Annotated in this window: 14 protein-coding genes; 10 read left to right on the forward strand and 4 right to left on the reverse strand. The window is 43.3% G+C overall.

The features are described 5' to 3' along the window. Window positions 1-221: 221 nt before the first annotated feature. Window positions 222-1,844 (reverse strand): Aq_1262 family (lipo)protein, encoded by a 1,623-nt coding sequence (locus Q9312_RS00235; RefSeq protein WP_309202514.1) that lies wholly within the window; start codon window positions 1,842-1,844, stop codon window positions 222-224. A gap of 165 nt (window positions 1,845-2,009) precedes the next feature. On the opposite strand from Q9312_RS00235, the gene Q9312_RS00240 reads away from it, so the two are divergent. Next, window positions 2,010-3,785: a diguanylate cyclase domain-containing protein gene (locus Q9312_RS00240; protein WP_309202515.1), complete on the forward strand. Its 1,776-nt coding sequence runs from the start codon at window positions 2,010-2,012 to the stop codon at window positions 3,783-3,785. A 55-nt stretch (window positions 3,786-3,840) separates the two neighbouring features. Here Q9312_RS00240 and Q9312_RS00245 read toward each other — a convergent pair whose 3' ends face one another. Beyond that, window positions 3,841-4,260 carry a VOC family protein gene (locus tag Q9312_RS00245; RefSeq protein WP_309202516.1) on the reverse strand — a complete coding sequence of 140 codons (420 nt, stop codon included), beginning with the start codon at window positions 4,258-4,260 and terminating at the stop codon, window positions 3,841-3,843. A 132-nt stretch (window positions 4,261-4,392) separates the two neighbouring features. Here Q9312_RS00245 and Q9312_RS00250 point away from each other — a divergent pair, with 132 nt between their 5' ends. From Q9312_RS00250 to Q9312_RS00275, 6 genes are all read left to right on the forward strand, one after another. Next, a complete protein-coding gene (locus Q9312_RS00250) occupies window positions 4,393-5,574 on the forward strand; it encodes a BaiN/RdsA family NAD(P)/FAD-dependent oxidoreductase (protein ID WP_309202517.1) in 1,182 nt (393 codons plus the stop codon). A gap of 39 nt (window positions 5,575-5,613) precedes the next feature. After that, a complete protein-coding gene (locus Q9312_RS00255; protein WP_309202518.1) occupies window positions 5,614-6,906 on the forward strand; it encodes a S1C family serine protease in 1,293 nt (430 codons plus the stop codon). Then, complete coding sequence (locus Q9312_RS00260; protein WP_309202519.1) at window positions 6,903-7,868, forward strand: FHA domain-containing protein; 966 nt, start codon at window positions 6,903-6,905, stop codon at window positions 7,866-7,868. The genes Q9312_RS00255 and Q9312_RS00260 overlap by 4 nt, the downstream gene beginning before the upstream one ends. 222 nt (window positions 7,869-8,090) lie before the next feature. Then, window positions 8,091-10,454, forward strand: a complete 2,364-nt coding sequence (locus Q9312_RS00265; RefSeq protein ID WP_309202520.1) for a serine/threonine protein kinase — start codon at window positions 8,091-8,093, stop codon at window positions 10,452-10,454. Between the two features lie 86 nt (window positions 10,455-10,540). Continuing rightward, window positions 10,541-12,484 carry a hypothetical protein gene (locus Q9312_RS00270; RefSeq protein ID WP_309202521.1) on the forward strand — a complete coding sequence of 648 codons (1,944 nt, stop codon included), beginning with the start codon at window positions 10,541-10,543 and terminating at the stop codon, window positions 12,482-12,484. 86 nt (window positions 12,485-12,570) lie between these two features. Beyond that, window positions 12,571-13,875: a hypothetical protein gene (locus tag Q9312_RS00275; protein WP_309202522.1), complete on the forward strand. Its 1,305-nt coding sequence runs from the start codon at window positions 12,571-12,573 to the stop codon at window positions 13,873-13,875. A gap of 112 nt (window positions 13,876-13,987) precedes the next feature. On the opposite strand, the gene queG is transcribed toward Q9312_RS00275, so the two are convergent. Further along, window positions 13,988-15,118, reverse strand: coding sequence for a tRNA epoxyqueuosine(34) reductase QueG (gene queG, locus Q9312_RS00280; RefSeq protein WP_309202523.1), 1,131 nt, complete (start codon window positions 15,116-15,118; stop codon window positions 13,988-13,990). Between the two features lie 187 nt (window positions 15,119-15,305). Between queG and Q9312_RS00285 the strand changes: the two genes are divergently transcribed. Next, on the forward strand, window positions 15,306-15,830 hold the full coding sequence (locus tag Q9312_RS00285) for a peroxiredoxin (RefSeq protein ID WP_309202524.1): 525 nt from the start codon (window positions 15,306-15,308) through the stop codon (window positions 15,828-15,830). A gap of 154 nt (window positions 15,831-15,984) precedes the next feature. On the opposite strand, the gene Q9312_RS00290 is transcribed toward Q9312_RS00285, so the two are convergent. Then, on the reverse strand, window positions 15,985-16,221 hold the full coding sequence (locus Q9312_RS00290) for a DUF2158 domain-containing protein (protein ID WP_309202525.1): 237 nt from the start codon (window positions 16,219-16,221) through the stop codon (window positions 15,985-15,987). Between the two features lie 581 nt (window positions 16,222-16,802). Here Q9312_RS00290 and Q9312_RS00295 point away from each other — a divergent pair. Together Q9312_RS00295 and Q9312_RS00300 are read left to right on the forward strand one after the other, a co-directional pair. Further along, window positions 16,803-17,141 carry an HNH endonuclease signature motif containing protein gene (locus tag Q9312_RS00295; RefSeq protein WP_309202526.1) on the forward strand — a complete coding sequence of 113 codons (339 nt, stop codon included), beginning with the start codon at window positions 16,803-16,805 and terminating at the stop codon, window positions 17,139-17,141. A 175-nt stretch (window positions 17,142-17,316) separates the two neighbouring features. Then, window positions 17,317-17,790, forward strand: a complete 474-nt coding sequence (locus Q9312_RS00300; protein WP_309202527.1) for a hypothetical protein — start codon at window positions 17,317-17,319, stop codon at window positions 17,788-17,790. Window positions 17,791-17,811: the final 21 nt, after the last annotated feature.

Raw genomic sequence — 17,811 nt, forward strand, 5'->3', positions numbered from 1 at the left:
GATAGGGTGTTCAACCAACCTCCAGCTTATAAGTTGAATAACTTGAACGAACGAACGGCTGGAAAGGAGTAAACAGAATGTTTACTCAGTATTGAATCGGGTGTTGCTTAAGTAATCTTAAAACGTATTAAGTCATCTGAAGCTTTTGAAGTGATTTTTAAATTACTCTCAAACTACTTTTAAAATTTTCTTAAATGACTTAAGCAACACCTTGAAAACCTTTATTGCCAATTTAATCGCAGGTCCCAAGCCATGACTCGAGATTCGATGGATAGAGGAGGCTGAGTTTCATCGACTTTAGTATGAACGTTTTTCAGAGGCGCAATGTTAGTGTCGCGCCCAAAAATATAATTTTGATGCCTAACTATGTGAGTATAAGCCTTATTTAATTCCAATGCTCGCTGTGGTGTTGGAGTGATTAACTCGTAGACATCGGCATTCATTATTGCATTAACATCGAGTTCTCCCTCATCGGTAAACCAGCGACTTAGCATTTCTTCATTACTTCGGAACTCATTACCGCCGCTCACTCGCTTAAAGTAGTTTAAGATTTCTCCACCAGGCTCGGCAATGGAAGGCGCATCTTTCATTCCTTTCAAGTTGATGTAACCAAATCCTTTAGGGCCAGGTACTTTTCTACCGAATGCAAATGTATGATCAATGGTTGTTCCTATTGCACTATGACAACCCATGCAGAACATTTTTTCTTCATACGATTGTGGTCTTAAACGGCCATCATAGTCTTCTATAAAGCCGCTAATTTTCCATCCGTACCCATTTTCAAATCCTTCATCTTTATGGTTGACAAATGTGGGTAGCTCTTCTTCGATTTTTTCTTTACGTTCTCGTCGATATCGATTGTCAATGTCGGCCTTACTAAGCTCTCGAAACTTTTTCATGTAGCGCAATTCTTTCAGTCGTTTCGGAACAACAATCTGCTGATTTTCGTCAACGCCAACGTAACGCACACTGTGCATAAACTCAGTACCTTTCGGGTATTGTTGATACAACACTTTAACGCTATGAGCATCTCCGAAATAAGTACCTTGCGGCATTAAAGTGGTGACTCGCTCTTCGAGTTGTCCATTATTATTAATATCTCGATTAATCAGCGTTTCGTTGGTTGGAAATACGTCTATTGAGTCGAGAGACTTAATACTCAGTTCGAGTAACGCAAGATTTAAAAAGTAAATCGACTCACTAAATTGACCCTTATCTTCCCTAAAATGTTGTGGGAGACGAATAAGCACGTCATCAGTTGCACCGTTGGTGGGCCAAAAGGTACTGGGAAGAGGCTTGTAATTAAACGCCACCCAGTAACTGTTGTCGAGTGCTAGACCTTTCGTATCAAAAGCCTTCGCTGCAAGATGATAATTGGACAAGTCAGGAACAAATCCTTGCCATTTCTCGGCTTTTAATCGCGCTGATAGATCGGAATAATTGTCTTGATTAATGTAGTCTAAAATTTGTTGATCCGAAATCTGTTGGTTCCACTGACGTCGGTCGGTGAATAAGTTTTGCCAATGATTTTCAGTCCCTATGTCTGAGAAAATATAGCCGCCTTGTAAACCGAAATCGCTCAGTTGATTATATCGAGTGTTCTGTGCATCTGGATAAGACTGGTGGCAAACATAGCAGGGATTATGCGTTTGTTCAGTTTTTGTGTAACACATCGCCGGAACCGTCGCTTCTTGATTCAGCAGTTTCTGATTGCTAACTTCCGTTCTTTGGGCTTCATGGACCCTCGGTAGTAATTGGTCAAGCTCATCTTGTCCGGGCTCAAACTGGCAAGCTGTCAATAGTAGGCAGAGTGAGAAGGTAGCAATGGTCGGTTGTTGTTTCATATCATTAACTGTCATTATTTAAAGGTCTGGCGAGTATACTAGTGAGACTTCATGACACTTTGATTAAACATTTAAGTAAAAAATCTCAGGTTTTGGCTATAATTGACAGTTGAGAGAAAAGCTAAGAAATGATACCTATGCTGTAGTCACGCGCTCGAGCAGCGTATGAGTACAGAGAATGAAGGTAAATGGATGTTAAAAACGGTCAGTGTTCCCACGCAATTTGAACCCTTGTTTGAAGAAGCTGAGAAAAAAGTACATCAGTTTTTTGAACAGCAGCGACAGGCGCCAGAAGAAGGCACCATCGAAATTCATGGCTCTCGCTATGTGCTTGTGCGCGGCGCAGCATTTTCGGTTGAATTTTTCCAGTTGGTGCGCAAAATCTTTGGTTCAGATAAGCACTTAGAAGCCGATCGCTTTTCTGCTAGCTTGCTGTATGAACTGGCACATGCTGTTGGTCAGTCTGACGCCCGTAATTTTCATGAAACAATGGGACTCACCGATCCCATTGCTCGACTTTCAGCCGGACCAATACACTTTTCTCATACGGGTTGGGCGTTTGTTGATATTTTGCCTGAATCACAGCCATCACCTGACGAAGATTTTTTTCTTGTATACAAACACCCATTTTCATTTGAGTGCGATGCTTGGTTAGAGACTGACTCTCAAGTAGAGCACCCTGTTTGCATCATGAATGCGGGATACTCCAGTGGTTGGTGCCAAGAAAGCTTTGGCATTCCTTTAGAAGCTCGAGAAATTACCTGTCGTTCATTGGGGGATGAAAGCTGCTTGTTTATCATGGCTCAACCGCAATGCATTGAGCAGAAAATAAATGATTACATCGATGGTCATTCAGAACTTGAGTTAGCCGATCAACAACTCGCCTTTAACTCTTACCTTGGTAGTAATACTTCTTTTGAGCAGCATTCTACCGATGAAAAACCATGGCACTCGTCGTTGCATCAGCGTTTACTGACTTATGCTCGAAACTTAGAGTCTACGCAAAAGCAGCTGTCAGAAAATATTCGGCTTTTAGAGGCTGAAATTGAAGAACGTAAACGGATAGAGCGGGAGTTACAGGAGTCTGAAGTTCGTTGGCGAGAGCTGACCGATGCTACTTTTGATGCCATCTTGGTCAGTCGAGATTCTAGAATTTTAGACTGGAACTTTGCTTCGACAAAACTGTTTAACGTTACGCCAGAAGTGTTAGAGAAAGTGTCGTTAATCGAGCTGTTTGGTGAAGAGCATCGTGAGAAAATTGCTGAAGCTATTAAAAGCGGAGAAACTCAAATTACCTCACTGCAATTATTGCAGTCGGGTAAAGAGACCATTGTTGATATTCAAATTCATCAGACTCATTATCGGGATAAGCCGGCACTTATATTTGCCGTTCGTGATGTAACGGAGCAGACTAAAGCGATGCAACGTTTGGAGCGTTTGGCGAATTATGACGCTTTGACTGGCTTACCAAATCGAACTCGATTTCAGCGCATTGTTAATCGCAGTATTTTAGCTTCAAACTTCAGCGATAAACATGGCATGTTGTTTCTTGACCTAGATAACTTTAAAGCGATCAACGATAACTTTGGTCATTCGGCCGGAGATTTATTGCTGTATGAATTGTCGCGTCGAATGAGCGAGGCGATTCGAGGGAATAATACCATTTGTCGACTTGGTGGAGATGAGTTTGCTGTTTGGATTCCTGATTTAGAGTGTGATGAAGATGCTGAGCAAGTCGCCCGACAAATTATTCATTGCTTAAAAACGCCCATTGAAATTCAACGCGTCAGTCATCGGGTAACCTTTAGTATCGGTATTGCCATTTACCCTCACGACGGTACCGACTATGCGACTTTGTCTCGCCACTCAGACACGGCAATGTACCAAGCGAAAAAATTGGGTAAAAATAGATTCTGTAGTTATTCGCAAGTAAAACGCTAGTTTGTTGCATCATTTAACGACTCAAACAATACTGAGTCGTTAAATGATTAAACCCTTACCAGCTGCCTTGGCTTTCCATGCTCGCCCAAGGTTCTTTGCGCTCTAGCGCATCACCTTTCTGTAGCAATTCAATTGAGATGCCATTCGGATCTTTGATAAAGGCCATTCGTCCATCGCGAGGTGGTCGTAAAATAGTCACTCCCATATCTTGTAAGTGCTGACACATAACATAGATGTCATCGACTTGATAAGCTAAATGACCGAATTGATCACCGTGACTGTATTCTCGGTCATCATGGTTGTGTGTGAGTTCAACCATAGGTCCATGCTCATCTTCGCCCAAAAAGTACAAACTAAACTTAGCGTCTGGATAGTCATTTTGCTTGATTAATTTGAGTCCTAAACCGTCGGTATAAAAGCGGATAGAAGCTTGCGGATCCGTGGTTCGAATCATCGCATGTAAAAATCGAGACATCTTTACTCCTTACGTGCATTTAATTTGAATTCTCATGCTATTATACGCCACTGACATAGTAAAACCATGCTTTGTTAGGGCATATGATGCCGCGATAAAATAGTAAAAATGAGAAAGAGTTAAACTACCCCAATGAAGTCATTTGATGTTGTTATTATTGGCGCTGGTGCTGCTGGGTTAATGTGCGCAATAAGTGCAGGTTCTCGTGGTAAATCAGTGTTAGTACTAGAACATGCCCGTAAAGTTGGACGAAAAATATTGATGTCCGGTGGTGGACGCTGCAACTTCACCAATATGTACACAGAGCCAGACAATTTTCTTTCTCAAAACCCGCATTTCTGTAAATCTGCATTAAGTCAATTTACCCAGTGGGACTTTATCGCCATGGTAGAAAAGCATGGCATTCCTTATCATGAAAAAACGCTGGGCCAGTTGTTCTGCGATAATAGCTCGAAAGACATCGTTGATCTTTTGCTCTCCGAGTGTCAAGCCGTCTCGGTGGATATTCGCACGCGAGCTGAGGTTACCGCTATCGAACCACTCGCGTCCGGATTTCAGGTAAACTGTGGATCCCAGTCATTTCGTGGTCAATCATTGGTTGTGGCGACTGGTGGGTTAAGTATTCCATCGATGGGGCCTCATGGTTTTGGTTATAAAATTGCAGAGCAACTCGGATTAAGTATGGTCAAAACACGAGCCGCGTTGGTGCCATTCGTGATGGATAAACAATGGCAAAGTTGTTTTTCTGAATTGTCAGGGAGTAGCCTTGATGTTGTTGCTACGGCAGGGCATCAAAGTTTTCGAGAAGGTATGTTATTTACCCACAAGGGACTCAGTGGTCCGGCAATTTTACAAATCTCCTCTTATTGGCGCAGTGGAGAGAAGGTTACGCTCGATTTACTTCCGAATACAGATATTGCCGCTGAACTTATCACTGCGCGAGAATCCAGCCCTAATATTTATCTACGAACTTGGCTAGCGCGTCTAGTCACCAAAAGAATGGCAGAGGCCTTTTGTCGGCATTGGTTTGAAGACTTACCACTGCATCAATTGTCGAATAAAAAAATTCAAGAAATTGCGACTAAAATAAATCACCTAAGTATCATGCCTAACTCTACTGAAGGGTACAAAACGGCTGAAGTGACTTTAGGAGGAGTCAATACGGATCACTTATCCTCAAAGTCGATGATGGTGCAAGATATTCCGGGCTTGTATTTTATTGGTGAAACGGTTGATGTAACTGGACATTTAGGTGGATTTAACTTTCAATGGGCTTGGGCATCGGGGTGGGCTGCGGGTCAACACCTCGAATAACTATTCATACCTAATAGTGCTTGATAATAGGAGTGTTTTTTGAGCTTTCAATCGAACTTGATGCGACTGTTTATTATTTCTTTGTTGGTCGTTTTCAGCTGCTCTGGCCTCGATGCGTCCACTCAAACCGTCGATGAAAATCAAGAACGCAACGCAAAGCAGTTGTTTCAAGATTTTAAGAATCGCTTGTATCAAGTGAGAACCATCGATAATGCATCGGGCAGTAAAGCATCCATAGGTTCAGCTTTTGCGGTGCAACCCAACGGAATATTAGCGACTAACTATCATGTGGTTTCAAAGTATATTCTAGCCTCAGAAAAATACTCTCTGGAAGTTTTAACCGATGCTCAAAACACTTTGAAAGCCGAAGTTTTAAGCATTGATGTTATTAATGATTTAGCCTTACTCAAAGTGTCAAAGCAAGCGTCTTTGCCGGTGATCGAATTTGCGACGTCAATTCCGGAGCAAGGTGACTCGATTTTTTCGTTAGGCAATCCTCGTGACTTAGGAATGACCGTTGTGCCTGGTACTTACAATGGCACGACCGCTCACTCAATGTATGACCGCATCTTATTTTCTGGCTCGATCAATCCCGGAATGAGCGGTGGCCCTGTCTTGAATACGGCGGGGCAATTGGTTGGAATTAATGTGGCTACATCGGGCAATCAAATCAGCTTTCTGGTTCCTTTGCAAAAATTACAAACATTGATTGAGCAACATGATCAAAATCATACAGTTGATTTCGAAACACAGGCAGCTACTCAGTTAATCAGCAATCAACAACGATTAATGTCCGCAATTTTAGATACCCAATGGCAAACTATTGCTCTCGGTGATGCTGAGGTTATCGGCGAGGTGAATGACTTTATAACCTGCTGGGGTGAGTCTGATACGCGCGGTAAAGATTTATTTCAGCAAGTGTATCGGCGTTGCCGAAATTCTGAGTACATTTATATGGCTCCCGATTTTTCTACCGGAATTTTTGAAATGGAGTTTTATTTTTATTCGTCTGAAAAGCTGACTAACTGGCAGTTTTATCGCATGCTTAATGATGCGTTTGCAAGCGTCAGTGCTGGTAACGTCGCGTCTGAAGATCATGTGACTGAGTATCAATGTCATAGCGATTTTGTTGGTACTAAGAATACCAAGATAAGTAAAGCAGTTTATTGTGTCAGGCAGTATCGACAATACCCTGAGTTGTATGACGTATTGTTTTTATCGGCGAGCACTAGTCATCAACTGAAAAGCTTAGTGAGTCATTACACCTTGTCTGGAGTGAATCAAGTTAATGCGCAACAGTTTTTAACTCGATTTCTGGAGCAAGTACAATGAGTCTAGTAATCGAAGAAATTAATCGTTCTAAAAAAGTCATTCAACGATTTAAGTTCGATGAGCGGCAAGAAATACGGATCGGACGTGCGCTTGATAATGACGTCATACTGAATGAACCTCATGTGTCTCCGCATCACTTGATTTTACGCCAAACAGACGCTGGAACTTGGGTCGCTGAAGATCTCAACAGTGTGAATGGCATTCGTAATAGCAAGCGCAAGCTCATTCCCTCTGGATGCGAAGTTAAATCGGGCGATACTTTGCTTCTAGGTCGCAGCTATTTGACCATTTATGATGAACAACACCCAGTTGAAGAGGCTTGGTCGTTGCATTCAATTGAAGATGTTTTTCACTATCTGAGTCATCCTCTTGTGGTCTTTGGATTATTGGTTACATTTATTTTTTTAGAGTGGCAATTGACTCAAGCTCAAGAGTATCGAGAACTCTCACCATCGCGACTAATGAATCAGTTAATGTACCAATTGGTGGTGATATTTGGTTGGTCGTCGTTGTGGTCTCTGAATGGTCGAATTCTTCGCCATGACAGTCGGTTTTTGAGTCATTTGGCTGTATCTTTGGTTGCTGCAATGGCCTATCAATGGCTCCCCTGGTTATTACGGCTGCTTACCTACAATTGGCAGTTGGGTCTTTGGTATATTGAAATCGGTTATTTCATCAATGGCATTATATTCTCGAGTATGTTGTGGTGTAATTTTTATCTCGCACTGCCTCAAAGGCCGCTATCACGTATCCTCTGGGTTAATGGTCTAACTTGGTCGTTGGTGATGATTTATTTACTTCCACCGATGTTTGATGATCAAGGGTTTCGAAGTTACCCTCGTTATGACAGCTCACTGTTGCCCTATAGTGTTCAATTTGTTGACTCAAAAAGTACCAATGACTTCGTTAAAGACACTGAGGTGCTGTTCAAGCGACCCAAAGAGCAACAAAATAAGCAATAAACATCTCAAAAGGCCTTAGATCGGAGGCCTTTGACGAACCCTTTGCAAAGTCTTAAACAGTATGACGTTCGTCCCATAATTTATAGACAATTCAATTAGTTGCTATATATCTCATCTAGGATCTATTATTATCAATACGAATTATTATGTGCTTCTAACGTTTTGGGTGGACGATTAGACGCAAACAAGAACTGGGTAGGATTGATTTCTGGGGACATCTGAGTGAGCGGTATTAATATTCCGGGGTACAAGATTATCAAGACGCTGGGTGTTGGAGGCCAAGCGACGGTATATCTTGCAATTCAAAGTGGCTTTGATAGAGAAGTTGCATTGAAGGTAATGTCACCAGCGCTTGCGGCCGACCCGAGTTTTGGCGAGCGCTTCATTCGAGAAGCCAAAATTGTCGCGAAATTACGCCATCCAGGCATAGTGACTGTTTACGATGTTGGCGAGCACGATGGGTTCTACTATCTAGCCATGGAGTATTTGCCAGAAACGGATCTCCGGCAACGAATTACCTCGGGTATGAAAGCCAAAGATGCGTTAACGGTGATTGAGCAAGTTGCTCGAGCACTGCACTATGCTCATAAGCAGGGATACATTCATAGAGATGTGAAGTCAGAAAATATCCTGTTTAACGACCATAACGAAGCGGTACTCACTGATTTCGGGATTGCCAAAGCCTCCAACTCGTCAACTCAAATGACTCAACAGGGCAAACTCATCGGCACACCGCAGTATATGAGCCCGGAGCAGTGCCGCGGTAGAACCCTCGATGGGCGTGCTGATATATACAGTTTGGGTATTATTTTTTATGAAATGCTCACCCAACAAGTCCCGTATGATGGGGAAGACTCGGTGGCAGTGTGCCTGCAGCATGTGACTAAGCCCATTCCGCAATTAAGTGCCCGTCAGCAGCACTATCAATGGTTATTGAATAAAATGCTGGCGAAAAAGGCCGAAGATCGATTTGCCGACGCCGAGCAACTCGCCGAGGAAGTCGCTCGGTTTTTAGCCGGTGATATCAGTTTATCTCAAACGGCGCAAAACAATACAACGACTCAAGTCGACGGCTCCAGCATTCGAGCACAACGAGAAGACAGTTACGACAATATTTTTGATGACACTCCACTGCAAGCCGAGCGTCGAACCTTTGATGACCAAGCAGAGGAGAAAAGTCGCAAACCCTGGGTAGCGCTGATCTTACTCATCGGATTGGGAGGAGGCGCCTATGTGTCTCAAGATCTTTGGTTGCCCAAGTTAGAACATTGGTATGCCCAGCAGTCTGACAAGGCTGGAGGTGCTATACCGGATACGGCCTCTACATCGCCAGGAACGTCACAACAAGCATCGCAAAAAGACCCACAAAAAAACGTGCAAGCTCACTCTATGGGCGAAGGAGCCGAGGTTTCTCAAGACAGTGCCTCAGAAGAACTGGTGGCTCGCAAAGCACAAATCGCGCGCTTAATCGCAGAAGCCGATTCTTTGGTGCCTTTGCCGCAACTTACCCCAGAGCAAGCCGCATTATTATTGCAAAGCTATAGCCGCGTATTAGCGTTAGACAGTCAGCATGCCAAAGCCTTGGCTGGACGCGAGGAGGCACTGGTTCGGACTTATGAACTGGCGTTGCAGGCAATTAATGAGGATCAACCGGAGCGGTTTAATCAGTTTCAAAACGCCATTGCATCGGTTGCGCCGAATCACTCTTATTTAGCCGAGTTGCAAGCACGGTGGAATCAATACCTTCAGCAGCAAGACGTGGCTTCTGAGCAGCAACAACTGCGACTGCAAATCAACACCCTATTGACCGCCGCCAATGCGGCTTTTGAGCGTGGTGACTGGGTTAAGCCCAAAGACGACAACGCTCTGCTTGGTTATCAAAAAGTGTTAGCGATAGACGCTCAAAATGAGTCGGCACGCAAAGGTATTCAGAAGATTATTGATGGCAGTGTTTCAAATGCGCAAAGTGCGCTACTAAACCAGCAATTGAATGTGGCTAAATCAAATATAGAGACGGTTGCATCCATTGATCCTGAGCTACCCGCGTTAGCCGATTTAAGAGAGCAATATTCGATCATAGAAAAGAAAGTCATCGCAGCGCGGCAACAAGCTGCGAAGGAACAAGCGGCACGTGAAAAGCGATTGGCAAGAGAGAAAATGTTGGCCGATCCCTTGGTTCAGTTAAAGATTCAGAGTAAGCTTGACGCGGCGCGTTCAGCCTATGCTGAGCAAAGATTGGTCGCACCTGAAGGTGAAAATGCACTGGCAAAGTATCGCGAAGTGTTGGATATTGATAGTCAACACGCAGAAGCATTAGACGGCGTAAAGCTTGTGCAAGATAAGCTTCTCGAATTAACTCGCACTGCGTTACAAGAGCGCAATAAAGCCCAAGCTTTGGAATGGCTTGCAAAGTTGCGAGCGTTTTTCCCAGACAATGCTGAAATTCCAGTGTTAGTACAGCAAATTGAAGAGCTGGATTTGGAGCTGGTTCCTGAGCAAGGTGAGAGCAATCAAACGGTTCCTACTGTGTCTTTCGATTCTGGAGCGAATGATGAGCGAGCGTACGTTTTAACGCTCATGAATTGACGACACGAAGAACCTTTGGTGATAAACAAAGCCATCATTTATCAGAGTGTGAACAGTCCAAAACCAAAATAATAAGGATTAAGAGAATGACAGCGAAGAATAGCTGCAAACAGTCACTTGCCCATCGGCCACTACGAGCGCTTACCGCAGCGATCTCAATGTCGTTATTCTTGGCTGCGTGTGGTCCAAAACAACCGCAAATTACTCAGCAGCAAATCAAAGACGCACGCTCTTCGGGGCAATTAGAGCAGCTGTATAAAAAGGTCAATGCCGATCTTGCTGCTGCAAGTGGTTCGTCAAAACAGTCGTTAACAGCCATTGCAACTCAAATTGCTCGACAGTTAGCCGCTGATAAGCAAGCTGAAATTTATCAATCGATTGAAGACAACCGATTACCTGCCGGTGTGGTTAGTTTGTCTTTATTGCAAAAACTACAAGATTCGGCGCAAGAGATAAAAGCTTGGGATGAAAGTCGTTGGAATGACGTTCAGCAGCGAATTTCAACTGAGAAAACGGCCACGCAAACGGAATTATCAAAACAGTTATTAAAGGTTAGTCAATTGCCCGTTGATGATCTTTTATTTCGCATTAATGCGATGGGCGTTGCCGCAAAAATGGCTGGCGAAGGTAGTCAGCAAGAGCAAAATTATTTGTCTCAGAAAGAACAAGCGATTGTCGATTGGATGAGCGAAGCAGACCGTGCAATGGCATCGAGAGAGTATACCTTAGCAGCTACCCATCTTCGTAAAGTGTTGGGTTTAGATCCGAATAACCAAGAAGCACAAGAAAAGTTATCTCGCTCAGAGCAGCAAGGTTTTGAAGCCGCCTTTCGAGCAGCGTTAGAAGACAGTAAACCCGACCTTGCGTTAAGTGAACTGAAGCGTATTGCCGCCTCGCCAGTGTTTGAAGAGGTGAAAGGCTCTTTGACGAACAGCATAGATTTGTTGCACGATTACTTTATTAATTTAGGGTTGCAAAGTAGCTCTCAAGGAGCACTAAAAGCCGCTTACCGAAATTTTTCTAAGGCGAGAGAAATTAAGCAGGTGATGAACCAAGAGCCACAGCGCAATGCCGAAGTTGATTATCTAAATAAGCTAATGAATTTTGCCGCGACAAAAGGTCAGCAAAAAGCCTATGGGGAACAGTTGGCCTATTTAGAAGTCGTGAATCAGTTTAACCCTGAACTACCCAAAGCAAGAGAAGCGCTGGCGAATGCGCGAAAAACCATCGTCGAATATGCTTCGACGTCGATGCTCGTTCAAGACTTTTCTCAAACAGGTACGCACCACAGTGCCGGAAAATCAGTGGCAAAGCAGGTATTCGCTTGGGTGTTTGATAACATGCCTGGTCAAGTTGCTTTAGTTAATGCACAACAAATGTCGCAAGCTGATACTACCGCGCCGGGTCGAATCTTGACGTTAGAGGGCGATATTCTTCAAGCAGGAGTCGAATCTCAGTCTTCAAACAGTAAAAAAATAATGCGGGTAACAACGGAAACCAAACGTACGCCTAATCCAGAATACAAAGAGTGGGTTGAAGACGGACGAAAGGGCACCGCGCCGCAGGAGTTCTTTGTTGAAGAAAAGAAAGAAGATGTTGAAGTTACTGTCAATCACGCAAGTAAGACTGGTATTCTCTCGGTCAGTTACCGATTGATTGATCAAAAAACAGGGCAGGTTTTGCTTAATCAACCTGCGCGAGATCAGCAAATTTTTGAGGGCGAGGGTAACGAAGGCATCGCGATTGGTGAGTTTAATATGCCGTATAAGAGACCCGAAGTACCTTCTGATATTGAAATTATGGAGCGATTGTCATCGCAAGTCGCTTTGCAAATCGGTGAGCAGTTGCAGAAAACTCTACAAGCTTCTGATCAACGTTATGAGACACTCGGCGATCGTGCTTTAGCACAAGGTAAACTCGATATCGCTCGAAACTATTTTGGCTATGCCGCGGCAATAAGAAGCCTACGTGGACAAAATACAGACGGTGTTTTAAATAAGTTAATAACCGCAGTGATGGAAACTAACTAGATCTTTTTCAAAGCGGTCTAAGTTAGGGAGTAATTCACATAATGCCAAATGATACTGTGGTATCTTGACGCTCGAAGGGGGAGACTATGAAGTGCGTGTTTGATACCACCATTAACTTGAAGCAATTAGTTGCTGCCAGTGGCGAAAAATTGATGTTACCAGTCAATGGGAAACCCATGCTGGAACAGCATTTTTCGAGCATGAGTAAAGCAGGTGTAACTTCATTATTTGTTCTTCTTGAACACGACTCATCCATGCGAGCAGCCATTGCACGAGAAGCCTTGAAGTTTGGGTTTAATCCAACTTTTCTTGAAGTTGACGAACGTAAAGTCGCGACACGAACGAGTTTGATGCAAGCAGAACCCTATTTAAAGGAATCGTTTATTTATTGGCCTGCCAACCGTTTGATTTCTGATGAGTTGGCACAACAACTCGTCGAAGAGCCTATCTCGAGTCATCAAGTTTTGTCGCTCGTTTATTCCGATTCGAGCCATCCACATTGCGACAAGTCGAATGTTTTTCGAGTCAGTTATCAGCCGCAAGAGCAGGTCAGAGTGGCTAATTCTGAGCAAAAGTCTGCAACGGGTTACGACATTGGCATTTATAAGTGTGGCACGATTATTTTTAAGTTGATCGAGAAAGTTGCCGCCAATCGACCCTTGAGTTGGAATCGCGTTCAAAGCGCGCTGACGAGAGCGGGACGCAGCAAAGTGATTGCTACCACCAGTCAACATTGGGCGCTGATTGAGACAACGAAAGATATTGAGGTTCTTGAAGGGTTACTGGCTTCACACACGCTCGACCAAGCCAACTTGAACCCAATCGATAAGTCAGCCTTATATGGTGCTTATTGCGCGATACTCCCAAGCTTAATGAAAGTTAAGCTGTTAAAAGAACAAGGCACTATGCTATGGCTGTTATTAGTATTGATTGGTGCTTTGCTAATGACGGTTGGGAATTGGCTGATTATTCTTTTAGGAAGTGTCGCTGTTGCTGGCGTTATCGTGACCTATCCGGTTATTGATTTTATCAGTGACAAGCAGCCCCTTACCCAGCTGCTAAGGGGTAAGACGTTAGCGGTCTATCGAATGGTGATGGTCATCATTTTATCAACGCTGAGTGCGATGCAATTTGGTGTGGGTATTTGGGTTCTTATTCCAATCATTGTGTTATCGGCTGAAGCTTTCTTTTTATATCAGCCAGAGCCGATCGCTGATGAAAAAGCAGAACGAATCTCGAATAGTCACCTCATTCATGGCGTTTGGTTGTTGTTATCAATTTTCTTTTTCATTCCAACATTAATGCTAACCGTATTTGCCGTCTTACCGTTTAGTATTGGGTTAACCAAAGGATTGCAAAAGTATAAAACCTATCAACGCGATAAAGTTTAATCGTCGCTATTTCTTTACTTGAGCCTAATTGCGCAAGCGTCAATTGGCTTGCGCTGAGCGAGAGAGATTAAACGACTTGCCCTCGGGTGAAGCGTTTGTACAATGAAATGCTTTAGTCTTGATCGAGATGGCCAACAATTTTTTCTGTGGTGCGTATAAGTTTGTTGGGGAGCGACACGTCATTCGAAGAGCTAAGTTTTGATCGCTGCTGTTTCAACGCCCACTCAATGTGTTCTTTCACCAAAGCAGAAGTCGTTAAGTGTTGCTTATCTTCTAAAGCTGCAATGATGGATGGTGACACAGGCGCATTACCTAAAGCGATCGCAATGTTTCGTAGCCACCTTTCATAACCAATGCGGCGGATTGGTGAGCCTGCCAACCGATCAAAAAACTCCTTTTCTGTCCATGCAAAAAGTTCAAGTAAGCCAGCGCGATCTAACCGGTGTCTAGGAAAAAAGTCTTGTTGGTCGGTAGCCGATGCTTGTCGATTGAAGGGGCAAACGAGTTGACAGTCATCACAGCCATAAATGCGATTGCCCATTAATGGTCGCAGTGACTCAGGAATCGAACCAAAATGCTCAATGGTTAAATAGCTGATGCATTTGCGCGCATCCAACGTATATTCGTCGATGATTGCGCCAGTCGGGCACATGCGAATGCAAGAGTTGCAGGAGCCACATAAGTTCTCGGTGGTTCGATCTGGCTGCAATGGTAAATCGGTAAATAGTTCTCCGAGGAAAAAGAAAGAACCGGCGTCTTTGTTAAGGAGCATGGTGTTTTTTCCAATCCATCCCAGCCCTGCTTGTTCTGCGTAGCCTCGCTCTAATACAGGTGCGCTGTCGACAAAAGCACGATAGTTTATTGCTATCCCTAGTGACTGAATTTTCTTGCCAAGCTCGGCGAGTTTTTTACGCATTAATTTGTGGTAATCACGGCCGAGCGCATAACGGGAAACGATGGCTTGGTTTGGATCGGCGAGAACGTGAGCGAACTTGGCGGGCTTTGGTACATAATTGAGGCGTACACTGATCACCGATAACGTGTTCGGCATTAACTCGTCGGGGCTTTCCCTTAAACTAACCCGGTCTTTCATATATTGCATATCGCCGAAATAGTTTTGCGATACCCAAGTTTTGTAACGCTCGACGTGCGATTGAATATTGGTTGGCGCTATGCCACATTGCTGAAAACCAAGTTGTTCAGCAAAATCTTTTATTTTTGCAGTAAGTTGCTGAGAGTCCAATCGAAATGCCTTAGCCGAAAAGCCCACTGTCGAATCTAAGGGTGCATTATATCGGGTATCTTTGTGAATGCCACCAATGGGCGGTAACCGTGACCCTCTCGTAGCTGAATATTGCTGCTCTGAATCTATCGTTTCAACGTACCTTCTGGTATCGTCATTCGTCTAATTAATGAAAAAGGATCGAAACATGTTACATAAAGTACTCTCTCTAGCTTTAGTTTTTACCGTGGGCCTTTCGGTGGCCAACGCTGAAGATAGTTCTTGGGTTGGAAAGGCGTTTCCTGAATTCAAAGTCGCTAACCAGGCCGGTGAAACCATTACCAATAGTAAGTATCAAGGAAAATGGGTCGCTTATTATTTCTACCCTAAAGACAACACTCCTGGCTGCAGTATTGAAGCTGAGCAGTTTGCCAAGAAACATGCTGAGTTTCAAAAGATGGGGTTAGAAGTGGTCGGCATCAGTTTAGACGATGTGGAGTCGCATCAAGAGTTCGCGAACGACTTTAATGTAAAATTCGACTTGTTGGCAGACGTCGATAAATCGCTTTCTGAGAAACTTGATATGGTCAATATTTTACCTTGGCCGCACACGCGGAGAGAGACTTTTCTGGTCAACGACGCAGGTGTTATTGTTAAGCATTACGCGACCGTTAATCCTCGCAAGCACGTTGCAGAGATAGAGAATGATTTTAAGGCGTTATCGAAAAAGTAAGCTAAATCGCTTGTTTAGGGTGAGAAGATAACCCGAGAGGGTAGCCACCCAGACAGAAGAGCAGGGAAGACCTCTTCTGTCTGTGGTGAGGCTGTATACAACTCGCACTGTTGTATTCGCGGCTAAAATCGTATGAGAAACAATCTTGCCTTATTTAAATGACCATTCGGCCCTGAAGTCGTGTCGCAATATCAACGGACCTCAACATTTCCTTTTTGAAGACTTCTTTCTTCAGTGTGGTACCTACAAACCATTTGCATACCACATCTTCTTCGGTTGCACCGGTATTGATGTATTTAACTTTGGCTTCCTCTGGCAGGTCTTTTACAAAGTTGAATATGGTCATCTTTGTACCACCAGAACTCAATTGAACTAAATCTCCTCGTCTCATCGTCACCACCTCACAGCAATTTTTAGACTCATTGGGTTTCAATTCTTAGGGCAGCTATCTATTTGATGAACTATCCGCGAATTTCATTAAATTTATACTCAAATGGAGATGTGAAAGCTGTGCAAATGTTGGGAAAATCCTTGGACTATGAGATAAGTCTTTAAAAACAATAAGTTAAAAGCAAAGATGAACCACGTCACACTCTTGAAAATCTCAATTTTCTAATGAAATTCACAGGGTTCACACAAAAGTTAGCTTGAAAATTCGATTAAAACTTGTTCAAAGGTTGCAGTTTGCGTGACATTTATCGTCAAATGGCCCTTCACTTCGAGATTTAAGTAGGTTAATACGTAATATGTTACGTAAATTTCTATTTGAGAAGTTTCCTCGTTTATTACTCATCAGAGCCTTAAATAATGTCGAGAGAAAGTTGTTTATATATTAGACAAGATAATATGGCTGGTGTACTGTTCGCATAGAAGATCTTCTAAGACTTCTGTTTTGCCAGTTCGAGCGATTCAACTGGTTCCTGATATCACGAAATAATCTGATTCAGGCAACCTAAACCAGTTGGAGGCCGTATGTCTAAACCAAGAATATCTCTCAAGAAACCCCGCAATCGCGCTTTTAACCAGCAACAAGGTCGTTGTTATTATTGTGGAACGCTTATGTGGGCAAAGTCGCCCAAAGAAGTTATATCAAAACTGAAGGTTACCAAAAAACAAGCAGAGAGCTTAATGTGTACAGGGGAGCATTTAACCGCTCATCGAGATGGTGGAGATGACTCTTACGAAAATATTGTTGCCGCGTGTTTGTATTGCAATCAGAAAAGGCATAAGAGAAAAGATGACCTATCTCCAGTAAAATATAAAGCATTAGTCAAACGTCGTTTAGAGAAAGGGCGCTGGCGCAATTGGTAGCTGCAGATAGCCGGATAGGACTCATCAGGGAAATGATAAAGGCTTTCCATCCCTAATCTCGGAGACAAGTCTAGAAACAGCTAACAGCGACGACGGGGTAGTAAGAGCCTTCTATAATTTCTCAGCGTAAGTAAAATGCTGTCCATACAGTTTATAAGTAAAGGACTTGCAATCCGTGAAGTACATTAATACTAGCGTTCTAGCCATCGTTACAGCTCTATTTTTGACCGGTGCTCAAGCTGGTTGGGAAGATTACAAAGAAAAAACCCTTGCTGCCACCATAGAAGAGCATAAAGAAATGGTGGGAACTGTGGATTTTAACTACGTTCCTAGGTATCCAATGTTAGTTTTTGCAAGAGTGACCGAAGAAGCTCGAAATACACCTGAGAGTCAATTGAGGGTGATTCGAGGGTGGTTAAAGTCGATCGGCCAAAAGGAAGAAATAGCAGAGTTGTATTTGCAGCAAATAAAAGTTGAAGAAAAGGGCGAGTTCTATTGGCTTGCGGTACAAAAGCCCTTGATTCCATATATTGACTCTGAACTCAAGAATGGAGACTTTGTATGGCTGTACGTTGCATGGGTTGGAAACTATAAGAGCGACTGGGTATTTTTGATTAATGAGTTTGAAAAAGCCGAATTTAATCAATAGTCTTTTGTTTAATAGAAGTAA

This window comes from Pleionea litopenaei, from assembly GCF_031198435.1.
Lineage (GTDB): Bacteria > Pseudomonadota > Gammaproteobacteria > Enterobacterales > Kangiellaceae > Pleionea > Pleionea litopenaei.